The organism is Acinetobacter sp. YH12155 (assembly GCF_013418255.1).
Classification (GTDB): domain Bacteria; phylum Pseudomonadota; class Gammaproteobacteria; order Pseudomonadales; family Moraxellaceae; genus Acinetobacter; species Acinetobacter indicus.
The window spans coordinates 1-16,356 of sequence record NZ_VPCK01000006.1 but is presented as its reverse complement, the minus strand read 5'-3'; the positions used below and the strand labels follow the sequence as shown (position 1 = coordinate 16,356).

The 16,356-nt window shown below is 45.2% G+C and carries 19 protein-coding genes; 17 read left to right on the top strand and 2 right to left on the bottom strand.

The window, feature by feature from the left end; translation table 11 throughout:
* Positions 1-36 precede the first annotated feature (36 nt).
* The 15 genes from FTU86_RS05495 (at position 37) to pyrF (ending at position 11,240) form a co-directional block, all read left to right on the top strand.
* A complete protein-coding gene (locus FTU86_RS05495; RefSeq protein ID WP_075166784.1) occupies positions 37-651 on the top strand; it encodes a TetR/AcrR family transcriptional regulator in 615 nt (204 codons plus the stop codon).
* A gap of 5 nt (positions 652-656) precedes the next feature.
* Positions 657-1,229 (top strand): prepilin-type N-terminal cleavage/methylation domain-containing protein, encoded by a 573-nt coding sequence (locus FTU86_RS05490; protein ID WP_160241360.1) that lies wholly within the window; start codon positions 657-659, stop codon positions 1,227-1,229.
* A 115-nt stretch (positions 1,230-1,344) separates the two neighbouring features.
* Positions 1,345-1,716, top strand: coding sequence for a type II secretion system minor pseudopilin GspI (gene gspI, locus FTU86_RS05485; RefSeq protein WP_228289532.1), 372 nt, complete (start codon positions 1,345-1,347; stop codon positions 1,714-1,716).
* On the top strand, positions 1,713-2,348 hold the full coding sequence (gspJ, locus tag FTU86_RS05480; RefSeq protein ID WP_160241358.1) for a type II secretion system minor pseudopilin GspJ: 636 nt from the start codon (positions 1,713-1,715) through the stop codon (positions 2,346-2,348). Before gspI ends, gspJ begins: the two co-directional genes overlap by 4 nt.
* A gap of 20 nt (positions 2,349-2,368) precedes the next feature.
* A complete protein-coding gene (gene gspK / locus FTU86_RS05475; RefSeq protein WP_171296439.1) occupies positions 2,369-3,328 on the top strand; it encodes a type II secretion system minor pseudopilin GspK in 960 nt (319 codons plus the stop codon).
* A gap of 147 nt (positions 3,329-3,475) precedes the next feature.
* A complete protein-coding gene (locus FTU86_RS05470; protein WP_005177512.1) occupies positions 3,476-4,072 on the top strand; it encodes a 6-carboxytetrahydropterin synthase in 597 nt (198 codons plus the stop codon).
* A gap of 41 nt (positions 4,073-4,113) precedes the next feature.
* Positions 4,114-4,827 (top strand): uracil-DNA glycosylase, encoded by a 714-nt coding sequence (gene ung / locus FTU86_RS05465; RefSeq protein WP_005177514.1) that lies wholly within the window; start codon positions 4,114-4,116, stop codon positions 4,825-4,827.
* Positions 4,824-5,948 (top strand): enoyl-CoA hydratase/isomerase family protein, encoded by a 1,125-nt coding sequence (locus tag FTU86_RS05460; protein WP_005177517.1) that lies wholly within the window; start codon positions 4,824-4,826, stop codon positions 5,946-5,948. The genes ung and FTU86_RS05460 overlap by 4 nt, the downstream gene beginning before the upstream one ends.
* Before the next feature lie 3 nt (positions 5,949-5,951).
* Positions 5,952-6,473, top strand: coding sequence for a tRNA adenosine(34) deaminase TadA (gene tadA, locus FTU86_RS05455; RefSeq protein WP_160241357.1), 522 nt, complete (start codon positions 5,952-5,954; stop codon positions 6,471-6,473).
* Between the two features lie 57 nt (positions 6,474-6,530).
* A complete protein-coding gene (locus tag FTU86_RS05450) occupies positions 6,531-6,962 on the top strand; it encodes an SRPBCC family protein (protein ID WP_104473640.1) in 432 nt (143 codons plus the stop codon).
* A 27-nt stretch (positions 6,963-6,989) separates the two neighbouring features.
* Positions 6,990-7,673 carry a (d)CMP kinase gene (cmk, locus tag FTU86_RS05445; RefSeq protein ID WP_016658215.1) on the top strand — a complete coding sequence of 228 codons (684 nt, stop codon included), beginning with the start codon at positions 6,990-6,992 and terminating at the stop codon, positions 7,671-7,673.
* 106 nt (positions 7,674-7,779) lie between these two features.
* Positions 7,780-9,456 carry a 30S ribosomal protein S1 gene (gene rpsA, locus FTU86_RS05440; RefSeq protein WP_005177527.1) on the top strand — a complete coding sequence of 559 codons (1,677 nt, stop codon included), beginning with the start codon at positions 7,780-7,782 and terminating at the stop codon, positions 9,454-9,456.
* Between the two features lie 160 nt (positions 9,457-9,616).
* Positions 9,617-9,922 carry an integration host factor subunit beta gene (locus FTU86_RS05435; RefSeq protein ID WP_005177533.1) on the top strand — a complete coding sequence of 102 codons (306 nt, stop codon included), beginning with the start codon at positions 9,617-9,619 and terminating at the stop codon, positions 9,920-9,922.
* Positions 9,923-9,947: 25 nt separating this feature from the next.
* The gene (locus FTU86_RS05430; RefSeq protein ID WP_005177535.1) at positions 9,948-10,313 is read left to right on the top strand and encodes a lipopolysaccharide assembly protein LapA domain-containing protein; all 366 of its coding nucleotides are present in this window, start codon (positions 9,948-9,950) and stop codon (positions 10,311-10,313) included.
* 246 nt (positions 10,314-10,559) lie between these two features.
* Positions 10,560-11,240, top strand: a complete 681-nt coding sequence (pyrF, locus tag FTU86_RS05425) for an orotidine-5'-phosphate decarboxylase (RefSeq protein WP_075166793.1) — start codon at positions 10,560-10,562, stop codon at positions 11,238-11,240.
* A 69-nt stretch (positions 11,241-11,309) separates the two neighbouring features.
* Here pyrF and FTU86_RS05420 read toward each other — a convergent pair whose 3' ends face one another.
* Together FTU86_RS05420 and FTU86_RS05415 are read right to left on the bottom strand one after the other, a co-directional pair.
* The gene (locus tag FTU86_RS05420) at positions 11,310-12,218 is read right to left on the bottom strand and encodes a lysine exporter LysO family protein (RefSeq protein ID WP_104488984.1); all 909 of its coding nucleotides are present in this window, start codon (positions 12,216-12,218) and stop codon (positions 11,310-11,312) included.
* A 41-nt stretch (positions 12,219-12,259) separates the two neighbouring features.
* The gene (locus FTU86_RS05415; protein WP_180036750.1) at positions 12,260-13,789 is read right to left on the bottom strand and encodes an NAD(P)/FAD-dependent oxidoreductase; all 1,530 of its coding nucleotides are present in this window, start codon (positions 13,787-13,789) and stop codon (positions 12,260-12,262) included.
* 157 nt (positions 13,790-13,946) lie between these two features.
* Between FTU86_RS05415 and FTU86_RS05410 the strand changes: the two genes are divergently transcribed.
* Together FTU86_RS05410 and zapE are read left to right on the top strand one after the other, a co-directional pair.
* Entirely contained in the window at positions 13,947-14,954 is a 1,008-nt protein-coding gene (locus FTU86_RS05410; RefSeq protein ID WP_075166796.1) for an AraC family transcriptional regulator, read from the top strand.
* An 83-nt stretch (positions 14,955-15,037) separates the two neighbouring features.
* Positions 15,038-16,192, top strand: a complete 1,155-nt coding sequence (gene zapE, locus FTU86_RS05405) for a cell division protein ZapE (RefSeq protein WP_005177549.1) — start codon at positions 15,038-15,040, stop codon at positions 16,190-16,192.
* Positions 16,193-16,356 lie beyond the last annotated feature (164 nt).

Sequence of the window (16,356 nt, the reverse complement as noted above, 5' to 3'; positions counted from 1 at the left end):
CCGATAAGTGCATAAGAGAGAGTTTATAGGGTGAAGATGGATCGTCAGGCTCAATTTCGAGCAAGAGAAACCTTAATTTTTCAAGTTGCAGAGCAGTTGCTATTAGAAAATGGCGAAGCAGGGATGACGCTTGATGCCTTGGCTGCAGAATTAGACCTGGCCAAAGGCACGCTTTATAAACATTTCCAGAGTAAAGACGAGCTGTACATGTTGCTGATTATTCGTAATGAGAACATGCTGCTCGAAATGATCAAGGATGCTGAGAAAAAGTTTCCTGAACATTTGGCCTTCTTTATGCTGCATCACTTGCATCATCCAGAGCGCACGGTACTGTTCCATCAGATTGAAGAGCGCCTGTCGACTACCGGTATGGGCATCAACCATCTGTTTAATGAGCTGTATCAGGTGCGTAAACAGCGCTTACGCCTGATTATTCGCATGACTGAGCATTATCTGGAATCAATTCAGAGCAAAATGTCGGTGCGTGACTATCTGGCTTCGATCTGGTCCTTGACGCACGGCGCGGCGGCCATTCTAAACTCCAGTTTCTATCAGCGTTACCTGGGTTCACGTGACACCTTGCGCGTGGCCTATATTGACCAGGCACTGGCCTTGCCGAAACAAGTTCAACATCTCGAACAGATCGCTTAAACCTCATGACTAGATCGCATCACTTCTCATCTGTTCGTGGTTTTACACTCATTGAATTGATGGTGGTGATTGTGGTCATGGCCATTGCCGCCTCACTGGTGCTGATGAATATTGGCGGGGTGGACCAGCGCAGCGCCATGCAGGCACGTGAAGTGTTTTTGATGGATGTGAAGAAGTTGCAACGCGAAGCAGACGATCAATCGCGTGTGCTGGCTCTAAATGTTCAAAATGCCACCGATGTGTCACCATTTCGTTATGAAGTTCTGGAATATTTGCCAGCAACCACCGCTACCGACAGTTCAAGCGTCATGCTCAGTCAAACCGCGACCCGCTGGCAAAAATATGCCGAATTTGAGATGCAAAGTTTGCCCGATGGGGTGAGCTTTCAGATTCAGCCCTTACAACACGGCTTTGAGAATGCGCAGAATGCCGCCTTGCTGCAAGGCGATGCGCCGAAACTGATCTGGCTCGGTAATGGCGAAATTAAACCGGTACGGATTCAGTTTTATTTCGAGCAGCGTCCGGTTGGGGCTGAAATCGAAATTGATCATCTGGGTAAGATCGTGAATGAAGAATAGATTATTTTCAGCCTTCTTATCGCCTGATCTGCAAAAACTGAGCCGGCTTTTTTCCAGCTGTTCAACATCCGCGTACCGATTACGAGCATATCCGCATCAGACCCGATTCAAGCGTATTGCCGGTTTTACCTTATTAGAAGTGATGGTGGCACTGGCGATTTTCGCTACAGCGGCCATGGCGCTGACTCAAGTGGCCATGCAATATACCCAGTCCACCTCTCATGCCATTTTAAGAACCAAAGCGCAGTTTATGGCCTTAAATGAACAGGCTCTAATGGAAATCCAGCAGGACTGGCTGACGGGTACGCAATCAAAACAGGTCACCCTGCAAGGTGAAAGCTGGCAAATTGATAAAAGCGCACAGCCCACCATTAGCCCGAATGTGCAGCGGGTAGAGGTGCAGGTCAGCTTATTTAACCCCGATACCGGACAAGTAGAAGCCGGGATCACCCATTTGGTGTTTTTTAATCATCGGGTGGCGCAATGATTAAGGCTAAACGCGGATTTACTCTGGTCGAGCTGCTGGTGGCCATTGCCATCTTTGCGGTGCTGTCTGCCTTAGGCTGGAAAGTATTTGATTATCTGGTCAAGGTCAAAGACCGTAACCAGTGGCATGAACAGCAGTTAGAAGGATTGCAGGGTGCCTATCAGCAAATCTTGCGTGACAGCATTCAGATTGTACCGCTGACGGCCAACATCAATAATGATATTCAGCCAGCTTTGGTACTACAAAACGGCCGTTTTAATTTTAGCAAGACCGGTGTGACCGATCCTTTGCAGCAGGGCATTGCCCCCACTGAACGGATTGAATATCAGTACCGGGCCGATGAACAAAAACTGTATCGTCTGAAATATGCCAATTTGCATCAGTCCGGGCATGATCAGCCGGTTTCCAGTGTATTGTTGGACAATGTTAGCCAGTTTCAGGTTAGTGTGCTGAATCCGCAGGAACTGAGTAACTGGCCAGACAGCAGTATTGACTTAAATGATAATCAACAAAAACGCAAACTGCCAAAAGGCATTAAAATAAATTTAACCGTACAAGATGTACAATATGAATGGATTTTTAGCCTGTTAAATACTGACTTCCTGAAATCAGACAATAAAACCACATCATAAGACAGGCAGTGAATGGGGCAATGAGACAGAACATAAAACAGCAACAGGGTATTGCGCTAATCACTATTTTAATGATGGTGGCATTGGCCACCATTTTGGCGGCGACCATTGCCAAACGTCAGGCCTATACAGCAGAAAGTACCGCTTATTTAATGCGGCAGAACCAGTCCTTGCTCTATGCCAAAAGTGCCGAAGCCTTCTTTGCTGAATTGCTCAAAGATGATGCTGAAAATGCTGCCGAGGTCGATCATCTGCAAGAGAACTGGGCCCAGCCAATGCCAGCTTTTCCTGTTGATGATGGTTTTGTGGCGGGTGTGTTGAGTGATGAATCGGGGAAGTTCAATTTAAATGCCTTGCTGAATGACAATGGCAATGTTAATGAAAATGCCAAACTGTATTTTGAACGGCTGCTGGTGCGTGTTGGCTTGCCTGCCCAAATCAGTGAAGCGGTAATTGACTGGCAAGATGCCGATGATTTACCCATCGGGCCGATGGGTGCCGAGAGTAGCTATTATCAGGGCCTACCTAATGGTTATTTACCTTCAAATTCCCTGTTTTATAGTGTCGAAGAACTGAAACAGGTGCGCGGCTTTGAAGAAGGTCAATATCAGCTGTTACTGCCTTATGTCAGTGCTTTGCCGAACCGCAGTACCAGTATCAACATCAATACGGCACCGGCTTTGGTGCTGGCCAGTATTGATGACAAGCTGGATGTGAACCAGATTCAGCAGGTGCTGGAACAGCGTCAGGCCAATCTGGAGCATTTTGCCAATACGCAGGAACTGTGGGAGCTGGATGCCTTTAAACAGGTGGATGCCGCCCTGAAAGCTCAGGTCGGTGCTTTACTGGGGGTACAGTCCAATTACTTTAAGGCAAAAATTGAAGTGATGCTGAGTGAACGCAAACGCCAGTTTAGTAGTGATCTGGTGCGCGATAAAAAAACGGTTTATGTGGCCTATCGCAGCATGGCACCATTTTAAAACACAGCCTTTCAGCGCAATTTTCACTGTGCATAAAGCGAGATAGGTTTTAGCTATCAAGTTAAACAGCAAATTTAATGCTTATTCCTTTAATTTTGCTTTATAATTAATAGTCGATTCACAAATAATCTGGCCTGATCGGGACACATGTTAATTCGTAAGTTATTTAAGTTTGAAAATGCTCATATTGTGCGTAACTGCACTTCAGACCGCTGTAAACGTTCAATACACGGCCATAGCTATAAAGTTGAGCTGTTACTTAAGGCAACGAAATTAGATCATGGTCAAATGGTCTATGATTTTGGCTTGCTAAAAGGTGTGATTAAAGAAATTTTTGATTCTTTCGATCATGCGATCTGTTTCTGGCAACAGGACAATCCGGATTATATTCAGGCCTGCCAAAACTTCAGTGCACGCTGGGTCTCTTTACCAGTATCGCCATCTGCCGAGCAGTTTTCCCGTATTTTCTTCTTTTTGGCACAGCAGGTGCTGGCCTCAACCATCACCCAGAATGGTGAAGGTGATGTCGAAGTCTATTCGGTAATTGTGCATGAAACCGATACCGGTTATGCGCAAAGCTTTTTGGAAGATATTGAAAATGAACAAATGGGACGGCTTGCCTTGGATCAGATCGAGTTTTCAGCGCAGGTGCGCGCGGAATGGTCAGATCCAGAGATGTATGAAAAATTGAAACAGGGTATTAAATTCCAAAACCCAAGCGTAGATTTACAGGTTAAACTCTAATACACACATCCTGACATGGATATAAAGGATTTAATACAGGTATGTCTTTAACTGAACAGCAACACGCGAAACTGGAGAAGGTTCAGTTAGATGCGAGCTGGAAATATGCCCTGAGCGATTTTTTGCTGGGTGAGAAAATGGATGCCTTAAAAGCATTCCTACTCGAAGAAAAACAAGCCAATAAAGTGATTTATCCACCAAGTGGCTTAATTTTTAATGCACTAAATACCACGCCGCTAGAGCAGGTCAAAGTCGTTATTCTGGGCCAAGATCCTTATCATGGTCCGAATCAGGCACATGGCCTGAGCTTTTCTGTGCAGAGAGGGGTTGCATTACCGCCATCTTTACGTAATATTTTCCATGAGTTACATACCGACTTGGGGCTAGATATTCCCAAGCATGGCGATTTAACCCGTTGGGCGGAACAGGGTGTGCTGCTGTTAAACAGTGTCCTGACTGTTGAGGCTGCACAGCCAACATCGCATCAGAAGCGGGGCTGGGAAGAATTTACAGATCATGTGATTGATGTCCTAAATGAACAGCGTGAGCATATTGTGTTCATTTTATGGGGTGCCTATGCACAGCGTAAGGGACAACGCATTGATCCGAATAAACACTTAATCTTGAAAGCCGCACATCCGTCGCCGCTGGCGGCAAATCGTGGTGGTTTTTTTGGATGTAAAGTGTTTTCAAAAACAAATAATTACCTGAAACAACATGGCATTGAGCCTATAGACTGGCAGCTGGACGCATGACACAAACTCCCGTATTGAAACAGTATCATCCCGATTTAATTGTTGAAGAAGCACAAAATGGCTGGCGTATTGTTCGTTTGAACCGTCCAAAGTCGTTGCATGCACTGGATGAATCTATCGTGACTGCTTTACTGGAAGTCTTTCAGGACTTTCATACGGATGAGCAGGTGAAAGCCATTTGGCTCGATTCCACTACACCAAAAGCCTTCTGTGCCGGTGGCGATGTGCGCAAACTGCGTCAACTGGTGATTAATGACGAAGTTGAGGCAGCCAATAAATTCTTTGAACAGGAATATGCGCTGGATTTGTTGCTGCATAACTATGCCAAACCGGTTCTGGTCTGGGGTGAAGGTTATGTGATGGGCGGTGGTTTGGGTCTGTTTATGGCAGCGCCGTTCCGTCTGGTAACCCCGCATTCACGTCTGGCAATGCCGGAAATTAATATCGGTCTTTATCCAGATGTAGGTGCATCGCGCTTCCTGGCAGATCGGGGTGCTATTGGTCTGTTCACTGGTTTAACCGGTTCGATTATGACTGCCGCCGGTGCTTACGGAATTGGCTGGGCCACGCATATCTGTGATGTCGCACGTGACGTGGTGCTGGACCGGATGATCAATATTGACTGGGATCATTATCCGGCCGGGGATTTCCGTGCAATTGATGATACCTTGAACAGTATGCATCGTCCGGTTGGACCAGGACCATTACAGAACTCGTTAGATGTGATTCATAGCGTGTGTCGTGGAGTCAACTTTGAACATGACTATGAAGCAATTGTCGGTCTAAGTGATGCGCGTAGTGACTGGTTGCGTCAGGCCAGTGAAAACCTGCAAAAAGGTTCACTGACAACTGCAGCCCTAAGCTGGTTATTATGGCAATGGGGCAAGCAGGTGCATTCATGGAATGAAGTGTTTGAGCTGGAAACCCAGATTTCGGCCTGGAAAATCAATCATCCTGACTTTGTTGAGGGTGTGCGTGCCCGTCTGGTCGATAAGGATTTATCTCCAGAGTGGAAGCAGGGCGCTGATCGCAGTCTGAAAGGTATTCTGGCTGATGATCCACCAGTGACTTCAATTCAAAGCTGGAATGATCTACTGAAACGTCATGGTGTTATCAGCTGATTTATGTCTGATGTAGAAGCTTATTCTGATGAATACTGGATGCAGCGTGCTTTTGAGCAGGCTGCATTAGCGGCCTCGCAGGGAGAAATTCCTGTCGGGGCAATTTTAGTCAGTCAGAACCAGATTATTGGGTCGGGCTATAATGCGCCCATTTCCCTGAATGATCCTACTGCGCATGCTGAAATTCTGGCGATTCGTCAGGCCTGTAGCCACATTGAAAATTATCGCTTGCCGGAAGATACCACGCTCTATGTTACGCTAGAGCCGTGTACCATGTGTGTGGGTGCACTGATTCATGCCCGGGTAAAACGGGTAGTATTTGGCACCACCGAGCCGAAAGCTGGTTCTCTGGTTAGTGCACGCCAATTGCTGGACAGCGGCTATTATAATCATCTGTTTGAATTTGAAGCGGGCTGTTTGCAAACCCAGTGTGCAGCCCAGTTGAGCGATTTTTTCAAGCTGCGTCGTGAGCAGAAAAGACAGCAAAAATTACAACAAAAGTCCTTAAATGATCAGAATCTTTAAAGCATTTTCCTCTACACTAAGCCGTGTACGTGATTGAATCCCTTTAGGAACAATAAAATGAACGCTATTCAAATTAAAAAAGAATTTAATGCGCCTGTAGCACAGGTATTTGAATTAATGTCGAAACATGCCACCTATAACACCGCTTTTGCACCTTTACAGGTTAAGCGTGTCAAGGATTCCGCTGATCCTGAACGCCCGGATGGTGTGGGTTCAGTGCGCCGGATGGGTTTTGGCCCGGTTAAGCCTTTGCAGGAGCAGATTACGGTGCTCGAGCCAAATCAGCGGATTGAATATAAAATTATTAAAAATCCGTTGGTGAAACATCATTTGGGCGTGATTGAATTTGAGCCTGTGGCAGAAGATAAAACCCTGGTGACCTACCGGATTGAGCTGCAGGCACGCGCGCCTTTTGTCAGTAAACTCATTCTTGCCCAGTTGAAAACTGCAATTAAAATCGGTTTAAGTAAACTGGCTAAATCTGTATAAAAATCTGTAAATATGTCTGGAAACGCAATGACAGTTCAAATTATTACCATTGATGGGCCAAGTGGCTCAGGTAAAGGTACGCTTGCCGCCAAACTGGCTGCACATTATCAATTTCACTTGCTGGATTCAGGCGCGCTGTATCGTCTGCTTGGGCTGTCATTGCATAAGGCAGATTTGCTGGAAAGTCTGAGTAACGAACTAAGCAAATGCATCGAAATTGCAACAAATTTAGACATCAAATTTCAGAGCACAGCAACCGGCACTCAGGTCATGCTGGATGGCGAAGATGTCAGCCAGACCATCCGTACCGAACGTGTCGGAGAATATGCTTCAAAAGTAGCAGCAATTCCGGAACTTAGAACGGCATTGTTGGCCCGTCAGCGTGCTTTTGCCCAGGCGCCGGGGCTGGTAGCCGATGGTCGTGACATGGCCACCTCCATTTTTCCTGAAGCACAAGCCAAAATTTATCTGACTGCATCGGCAGAGTCGCGCGCGCAAAGACGTGTAAAACAGTTGCAGGGTATGGGGCTGGATGCTAAAATAAACGACATTTTAGCTAATATCGAAGCTCGCGACAAACGAGATATGGAGCGCGAAGTTGCTCCACTCAAGCCAGCGGTTGATGCTTACATCATTGACAGTTCAGATTTGAACATCGATGAAGTCTTTCAACTGATGACACGTTATGTCGATCAGCAGTTAGCAAACTAAATTTATTCAGCGAATGCATAGCTTGATCAGTTTTATACGGACTATGTAAACGCTTAACTAAACCGGCCTTGTCTGATCCAAGACCGCTGACTTTATCGGAAATATCATGACCGAATCTTTTGCAGCCCTCTTTGAAGAAAGCGAATTAAACCTCAACGTTGAAAAGGGTGCTGTCATCCAAGGCGTTGTAGTAAGCATCGACTCTGATTGGGTAACAGTTGACACTGGCCTTAAATCTGAAGGTATTGTTGACCGTGCTGAATTCTTAAATGAACAACGTGAACTTGAAGTTCAAGTTGGTGATACTGTTGATGTTGTTGTTGAAGCTCTCGACAACGGTATGGGTCAAACAGTTTTATCACGTGAAAAAGCGAAACGTGCTGAAACTTGGACTAAACTTGAAAAAATCTTTGAAGACGGCGAAATCGTTACTGGTGTTATCTCTGGTAAAGTTAAAGGCGGTTTCACTGTTGACATCGGTCCAGTTCGTGCGTTCTTACCAGGTTCTTTGGTAGACACTCGTCCTATCCGTGACACAACTCACCTTGAAGGTAAAGAGTTAGAATTCAAAGTTATCAAGCTTGACGCTAAACGTAACAACGTTGTTGTTTCTCGTCGTGCTGTTATGGAAGCTGAATCTTCAGCTGACCGTGAAGCGCTTCTTGCTCAGCTTGAAGAAGGTCAAACAGTTACAGGTACGATCAAGAACCTTACTGATTACGGCGCGTTCGTTGACCTTGGCGGTATCGACGGTCTTCTTCACATCACTGACATGGCTTGGAAACGTATCAAGCACCCATCAGAAGTTGTTGAAGTTGGTCAAGAAGTTACTGTTAAAGTACTTAAGTTTGACAAAGAACGTAACCGCGTATCTTTAGGCCTGAAACAATTAGGCGAAGATCCATGGTTAGCGATCATGAGCCGTTATCCTAAAGGTTCTATCGTTAAAGCTCGCGTAACTAACTTAACTGACTACGGTTGCTTCGCTGAAATCGCTGAAGGCGTTGAAGGCTTAGTACACGTTTCAGAAATGGACCACACAAACAAAAACATCCACCCATCTAAAGTTGTTCAGATCGGTGACGAAGTTGACGTTATGGTTCTTGAAGTTGATGAAGAGCGTCGTCGTATTTCTCTTGGTATCAAACAAACTCGTGCTAACCCATGGGAAGAGTTTGCTAAGAACCACGATAAAGGTGAAAAAGTTTCAGGTACAATCAAGTCAATCACTGACTTCGGTATCTTCATCGGTTTACCAGGCGGTATCGATGGTCTAGTTCACTTGTCTGACATCTCTTGGAACGAACAAGGCGAAGAAGCGATTCGTCGTTACAAGAAAGGTGACACTGTTGAAGCGGTTATCCTGTCTGTAGACGCTGAAGGCAACCGTATCAGCCTTGGTATCAAGCAATTGAACAGCGATCCATTCAACGATTTCTTGGCTGCTAACGAACGCGGTGCGCTGGTTAAAGGTACTGTAACTGCAGTTGACGCGAAAGGCGCGACTGTTAAGTTAGCTGACGAAGTTGAAGCAACTCTGAAAGCATCTGAAATCAACCGTGATCGCGTTGAAGATGCAACTAAGTTCTTAGAAGTTGGTCAAGAAGTTGAAGCGAAAATCATCAACGTTGACCGTAAGTCTCGCTCTATCAACTTGTCTATCAAAGCGAAAGACGAAGCTGAAGAGAAAGAAGCAGTAGCTAACTTACGTCAAGCAACAGCTTCTCAAGACAATGGTCCTAAGACTATTGGTGATCTGATCAAAGCTCAGATGAACCACTAAGTAGCCGTGGAAAAGTATGATTAATGTAATTTAAATCTTACTTTTTACACAAATACTGTAAACGGTAGCGTAGTATTAACTTATTGCGCTACCGTTTTGTATTTAAACAGGTTATTATCGGTTTTAAGTTAAAGTAGCTTGATAATTAAAGAGGTCGCAGATGACTACTGAAGCACTTAATAAGTCTGACTTAATAGAGCGAATTTCCCTAAAAAATCCACATTTAGCGGAACCTTTAGTTGAAGAAGCTGTTAAGATTATGATTGATCAAATGATTGAATCACTGTCTGCAGATAACCGAATTGAAATTCGTGGATTTGGTAGCTTTGCATTGCATCATCGTGAGCCACGTGTAGGTCGTAACCCGAAAACGGGCAAGTCAGTTAAAGTGGCGGCAAAAGCGGTACCTCATTTCAAACCAGGTAAAGCATTGCGCGATGCAGTGAACGCATCTGCAGAGAAATAATTAATTTATATCCTGAGGTGTGTTTATGCGTTACGTCTTAGTCGCATTATTGATTGTACTGTTTGGCTATTCATTGGCTCTGGTTTTACAAAATGGGACCGAGCTGTCGGTTGACCTTTTGTTCACTCAAGTTCCAGCCATGCGTTTGGGGTTATTGTTATTACTGACCCTGGCACTGGGTGTTGTTGTTGGACTTTTACTGGGTGTGCAGATTTTCCGCGTATTCCAGACCAGCTGGGAAATCAAGCGACTGCGTAAAGATATTGACCATCTGCGCAAAGAGCAAATTCATACGGCACAGTTGGCAGCGGCTGAGGCGGCTGCAAATACACGCCATGAAAAAACAGTGGTAGATATTCATCCGAATGATCGTTCATCTACACCTTTATAGTGGGCGCTTGAATAAAGTTGAATGGCTTTATTCAGGGTCTGCAACTTGAAATATTTAACGCTTAAGAGCTGATCTCTTAAGCGTTTTTTTATACAGCCATGTTTTGAAATGCTTAGTTTGATCTATAAGGTTTTATAAATAAGCAGCTTAATTTAACTGCTTTGCTTATATTCAATAAAATTCACTTGGTTGCCAGATTTGAAATTCGTATAATGCTTTAATTTTGTCAGTTTTAAGGGTCTTCTCATGAGTATTATCGTTGCTTTAGATGCAAAAAGTCATTACGACGCAATGACAATTGCCGAGCAGCTAGACCCAGCTTTATGTCGGGTCAAGGTCGGTAAAGAGCTGTTTACCCATGAAGGGCCAGCAGTGGTTAAAGCACTGCAAGATAAAGGCTTTGAAGTTTTTCTGGATTTGAAATTCCACGATATTCCTAACACCACAGCTCAGGCGGTATGTGCGGCAGCAGACTTAGGGGTGTGGATGGTGAATGTGCATGCTTCTGGCGGCCGAAAAATGATGGAAACCTGTGTAGAGCGCTTAAAAGCAGGGAATTACAATACCCAGCTTATTGCTGTGACTGTTTTGACCTCAATGGGCCGTGAAGATTTACGTGATATCGGTTTAGATATTGAGCCATTTGAACAGGTGAAGCGTTTAGCCACCTTAACCAAAGACAGCGGTTTAGATGGCGTAGTTTGTTCAGCGCAAGAAGCTAAAATGCTGCGTGAAAGCTTAGGTCAGGAATTTGCTCTGGTAACGCCGGGGATTCGCCCTGAAGGTTCAGCTGCAGATGACCAGAAGCGTATCGTTACGCCTAAACAGGCGATGCTGGATGGTTCAACACATCTGGTGATTGGTCGCCCAATTACCAAGGCGGAACATCCTCGTCAAATGCTTAAAGATATTCTAGCGACGTTGTAATCTCCCTAAACCCCCCTTTTCCAAAGGGAGACTCCTCCCTTTGTAAAGGGAGGTTGGAAGAGGTTAAATCTAAATCACTGCCAGAATACTGACCACGATAGGTGCCAATACTGACAACACAAAACCACTGACCATGGCATGAGGAATAAAGTCATTGCCACAGGCCTGTTTCACCATTGGTAAGGTCACATCCATCGCTGTAGCGCCGGCAGAAGAAATGGCCGCACGCGGATAACGCCAACCAATCAGATACATCAGCACAATCGCAAAGATTTCGCGGAATAAATCATTCATCAGGGCAATACTGCCCAGTTCAGCTGTACGCAGTTCACTAATTACAATCCCGCTCATGGAATAAAAGCCATAGCCTTGCGACAGCATGATCAGATCTTTTAGGGAAATGTGTGATAGCCAGAATAAGCAGAACAGCGCCCCTAAAATCGAGCCAACAATACAGCCCACTGGCACCAGCAGGATGTTCCAGTTTAACCAGGAGTGGTCAAGTGGCGCACGTGCGAGATCAAAACCAATCATTAGCATAAAGACCAGTAATAAATGCCAGGTACTAATATGTAAATTGAGCTGCCAATATTCACTGCCCAGATAAAGCAGATAACCAGCGGCTAAAGCAATGAAGGCATAACTGATATTGAGTAAGGATTGTAGTACCAGACTGAAGGATACGCGTCCTTGGCTGGGCTGAAAACCGGCCCATTTAAACAGGCCATAACAGCAGGCGAAAGCGCCGAGACTGGTGCTAAATGAAATCAGCATTGCGCTGGTTAAAATACGTTCCGGTTGAGGGATTTGGTTTAAAGTCTGGGCAAATTCAAGTGAAATGGCGATCAGTAGAATATAGCTGAAATAAGGTAACAGTTTCAGCATAAGCTGTTGCAGCCAGCGGGGAAACCGGGCTGCAAAGGCATAGCCGAGATAGAGACAAAATAGTAGCTGGAAAATAAGCCAAAAGGATTGCATCTATACTCGCCTAAAATCAATTCCTGCTTATTATGCCTGAATTAGCTGGCCAGCTGTTGTTTTGCACGTTTATTCAGTAAGCGATAATCAGCCGGATTCACTTTCTGGGTTTTTAACCAGTATTTCCAGGTATAGGTCGGCCAGAGGGCAAAGTTTTTACCGCCATCTTGCTGATACCAGCTGACACAACCGGATTGCCAGATGGTCCCGGCCAGCATCTCCTGAACATAACGGTTATAGTCATCATGAACCTGATCTTTAATGACTATGGCATCGGTCTGGGTTTGTTCGACCAGCTTGATCATCTGCAAAATATAGTCAACCTGTGCCTCAATCATAAACACTACGGAATTATGCGCCAGCACGGTATTGGGGCCTAGCAGCTGGAACAGGTTGGGAAAGCCTTTGGTGCAAATGCCATAATAACTTTCGGCGCCACCTTTCCAGGCCTGTTTCAGCTCCACGCCATGTTCACCGACACAATCAAACGATTTCAGATAAATGCGCGGATCGGTAATAAAACCGGTGCCATAAATCAGACAATCAATTGGGCGTTCTTTGCCATCTTTGGTGATAATGCTGTGTTCGGTCAGTTCCTGAATGGCATCAGTCACCAGTTCGACATTGGTGCGATTAAAGGTCGGATAATATTTATTGGAGACCAGAATACGTTTACAACCCATAATATAGTCAGGAATCAGCTTGGCGGCGATGCGTTTGTCCTTGACCTGATATTTTAAAAAGGCTTCGGCCAGTTTCTGGGTATATTTCATTACCCCTGGTTTTACAATCGGCACCACGCGGGATTCATTGGACCAGTACAGGCGGGCGCGGTGCAGTTTTCTAAACCAGTCAAACTTTTTAAACAGCTTTTTTTCAAGCTGGCTATAGAGTCGTTCATCGCGTGGAATCACCCAGGCGGCGGTACGCTGAAACACATACAGCTGTCTGGTTTGTGGGGCAATTTCCGGAATATATTGAATGGCACTGCCGCCAGTACCAATTGAGGCGACATTTTTACCGTTTAAGTCGTATTGATGATCCCACTGCGATGAATGAAAGACCTTGCCTTTAAATTTTTCGATCCCCTGAATATGTGGAATTTGCGGCACATGCAAGGGTCCGGAGGCAAATACCACGTATTGGGCAATTAGCTTGCGCTGCTGATTGAGCTGTAAATGCCATTCGCAGTCCTGTTCCTGATAATGTGCAGACAGAACTTCAGTCTGAAACTGGCAATAATCTCTGAGCTGGAACTGATCGGTCAGGCCCTGAATATAGGCAAAAATCTCTGGCGCTTCGGCATAGCGTTTTGACCAGTCGGTTTTGGGCGCAAATGACAGGGAATACATATGCGATTGCACATCACAGGCCGCACCCGGATACTGGTTTTCCCGCCAGGTACCACCAACCTCATTGGCTTTTTCCAGAATAATAAAATCGGTGATCTGTTGCTGCAGCAGGCGAATGGCCATCGCCAAGCCACCAAAACCGGCACCAATAATGGCAATTTTAGTTTTTTGAACGGCATGATTTGTAGAAAAATCATGATTTGACAATGCATCATGCATAGTTGTATATCCTTTTCTTTTTATTTCTATGATTAGCATATAAGCGGGTCAGTGCAGATGCCATGATAGCACTGACAAAAAAATTGATATTTTCGGCAATTTAAAAATAGTGAATGATATAGTAAAACAGATACACAGACGTGACTCAAGCGCCCCTATGAAACGATCCATTCTCGGTCTCATGTACTTAATTCAAGGTATGCGAAATGCCGGAATTGATGTGGATGAGCGTTTGCAAAGTATCGGACTGCATGCAGATGCACTGGATGCCAGTTCGGTGATTCATCCGCGACTGGAACTGGATATTCTGAAGATTATTGGCGCCGGGGTGCGACCTGAGCAGGGTATTTTTATTGGCCAGCATTATGCACTGGCCGGTTATGGTCCCTTGCTGATGTTACTGGTGACCTCTGACACTATTGCGACCGCGATTGAAAAAGGCATTCAGTATCAGGGGCTGACTCATCTGACCGGGCAGCTAAAGCTGAAACATGAAGCAGATCGGGTGGCGCTGCAATATCTGCCGAATGATCTGGATAGCGATTTGGGTATGCTGCGGGCACAATGTGAAATTTCCGGGACTTTCAAGTTTATTCAGGATCTTTACAAGATGATGAGCCTGAATGTGCCGCAAATCCGTATTGAACTGCCATTTGCACGGCCAGATCAGGCACAGGCCCTGGCGGCTTATCATGACTATTATGGTCATGACTTGTGTTTTGGCCATGACCATGCAGCGTTCTGGTTCGAGCAGTCGGTGCTGGAAGTGAAAATTCCATCCGCTGATTCAATTACCTTCAAGACCTTTGAAGAAAAGTGTATTGAAGAGCTGCAGCGCTTAAAACTGGAAGATCAGGCACCGACCTTGGTGCAGCGGGTCAAAGATTATCTGGAATTGCAGCAGGGCGTGATGCCGACTATGGCCGAAACCGCGCAGGCCTTACAGATTCCAGAACGTACCTTGCGGCATCAGTTGCAGCAGTTGAACACCAGTTATAAACAGATTCGTGAAGATTTAATTAAAGACAAGGCATTGAGATTAATTGAATATCAAGCTTATTCAATTGAAATGATTGCAGAGTTACTGGGTTATTCAGAACCTGCAGCTTTTAATCATGCCTTTAAACGCTGGTTTGGACAAAGTCCGCGCCAGTATGGGAAATAGCCTAAGCATTTTAAACCCAAAGTGGTATATTGTGCGGCGGTTATCTTCGTTATCATTTATTAACCCCAAAAGTACTGAATAATATGTCTGACTTCAACTCATCCCACAACACAGCATATACTCCATTGTCTCCGGCAGAACGCTATGCACAGGCGTTGGCGTCGGGGCAGTTCATGCCAGATGAAGCACAGGCCGAAGCGGTACACGAGCTGGACCGGGTGTGGCAAGAGTTAATTCAGCGTTATAAAGCCTCGAAAAAGGCCTTTCGCCGTTTTCGTCGTCAGACATCCCCGCGCGGTGTGTATATGTGGGGCGGGGTTGGACGCGGTAAAACCTGGCTGATGGACCAGTTCTATGAATCAATTCCGTTTCGCCGCAAAATCCGTATGCATTTCCATCACTTTATGCAGCATGTGCATCGTGAACTGAACAAACTGTCAGGGCAGCGTAACCCGCTCGATACAGTGGCTGATCAGATTTATAAAGATGCGGTAATTATCTGTTTTGATGAATTCTTTGTATCTAACGTGACTGATGCCATGATTCTCAGCGACCTGTTCCAGAAGCTGTTTAATCGCGGCATTACTTTGGTGGCCACCTCAAACATCGCGCCAGATGGCTTGTATAAAAATGGTATTCACCGTGACCGCTTTATTCCGACCATTGAAATGGTGAAAAAGAACTGTGCCATTTTAAATGTCGATGCAGGAGTGGATTACCGTTTACGCGTGTTAAAGCAGGCACAACTGTTTAAATCGCCGCTGACGCATGACCATAATGTCTGGATGGCGCAGCGTTTTGATGCGCTGACTCATACCCAAACCCATTCGGATGAGCCCATTACCATCAACAACCGTTTAATTGAAACGGTGGCGCATACTGAAGATGTGTTGTGGTGTGAATTCTCGGAAATGTGCCTGAAACCGCGTAGCCCGGCTGACTATATTGAAATTGCCAACCTGTACAATACCGTGCTGGTCAGTAATGTGCCGCATTTAACCGATTATCTGGCCGATGGTACACGCCGTTTTATTTATCTGGTCGATGAGTTTTATGATCGTGGTGTAAAACTGCTATTAACCTCTGAAGATTCGATTATTGAACTGTATCAGGGTGAAAAACTGGCCTTTGAAATTGAACGGACGCGTTCACGTTTGCTGGAAATGCAGTCAGATGATTATTTACATGCAGCGCATCGTCAGATTTCAGCTGCGGGTGCATCGACTGAAGCATCTTAATACTGAATTCGACATATTTAAAAAGCGTCCAACCGGGCATTGCTGTCCCACAATTTTTCACAAGAGGAAGCTCATTTGAGCTTCCTCTTGTTTTATGGGTATTTTATCGGGTGAAAATAAAGCTTTTAAAGTTCTTCTTTCAAACAAATTCACTTGAATTATTC

Bases quoted from the DNA above. Each gene is read 5' to 3' on its own strand.
- cmk (WP_016658215.1), top strand. From the start codon at position 6,990: ATGACAGTTCAAATTATTACCATTGATGGGCCAAGTGGCTCAGGTAAA.
- FTU86_RS05410 (WP_075166796.1), top strand. From the start codon at position 13,947: ATGAAACGATCCATTCTCGGTCTCATGTACTTAATTCAAGGTATGCGA.
- FTU86_RS05430 (WP_005177535.1), top strand. From the start codon at position 9,948: ATGCGTTACGTCTTAGTCGCATTATTGATTGTACTGTTTGGCTATTCA.
- FTU86_RS05495 (WP_075166784.1), top strand. From the start codon at position 37: ATGGATCGTCAGGCTCAATTTCGAGCAAGAGAAACCTTAATTTTTCAA.
- gspK (WP_171296439.1), top strand. From the start codon at position 2,369: ATGAGACAGAACATAAAACAGCAACAGGGTATTGCGCTAATCACTATT.
- zapE (WP_005177549.1), top strand. From the start codon at position 15,038: ATGTCTGACTTCAACTCATCCCACAACACAGCATATACTCCATTGTCT.
- FTU86_RS05450 (WP_104473640.1), top strand. From the start codon at position 6,531: ATGAACGCTATTCAAATTAAAAAAGAATTTAATGCGCCTGTAGCACAG.
- gspJ (WP_160241358.1), top strand. From the start codon at position 1,713: ATGATTAAGGCTAAACGCGGATTTACTCTGGTCGAGCTGCTGGTGGCC.
- FTU86_RS05470 (WP_005177512.1), top strand. From the start codon at position 3,476: ATGTTAATTCGTAAGTTATTTAAGTTTGAAAATGCTCATATTGTGCGT.
- rpsA (WP_005177527.1), top strand. From the start codon at position 7,780: ATGACCGAATCTTTTGCAGCCCTCTTTGAAGAAAGCGAATTAAACCTC.
- FTU86_RS05460 (WP_005177517.1), top strand. From the start codon at position 4,824: ATGACACAAACTCCCGTATTGAAACAGTATCATCCCGATTTAATTGTT.
- pyrF (WP_075166793.1), top strand. From the start codon at position 10,560: ATGAGTATTATCGTTGCTTTAGATGCAAAAAGTCATTACGACGCAATG.
- FTU86_RS05415 (WP_180036750.1), bottom strand. From the start codon at position 13,789: ATGCATGATGCATTGTCAAATCATGATTTTTCTACAAATCATGCCGTT.
- FTU86_RS05420 (WP_104488984.1), bottom strand. From the start codon at position 12,218: ATGCAATCCTTTTGGCTTATTTTCCAGCTACTATTTTGTCTCTATCTC.
- FTU86_RS05490 (WP_160241360.1), top strand. From the start codon at position 657: ATGACTAGATCGCATCACTTCTCATCTGTTCGTGGTTTTACACTCATT.
- tadA (WP_160241357.1), top strand. From the start codon at position 5,952: ATGTCTGATGTAGAAGCTTATTCTGATGAATACTGGATGCAGCGTGCT.
- ung (WP_005177514.1), top strand. From the start codon at position 4,114: ATGTCTTTAACTGAACAGCAACACGCGAAACTGGAGAAGGTTCAGTTA.
- FTU86_RS05435 (WP_005177533.1), top strand. From the start codon at position 9,617: ATGACTACTGAAGCACTTAATAAGTCTGACTTAATAGAGCGAATTTCC.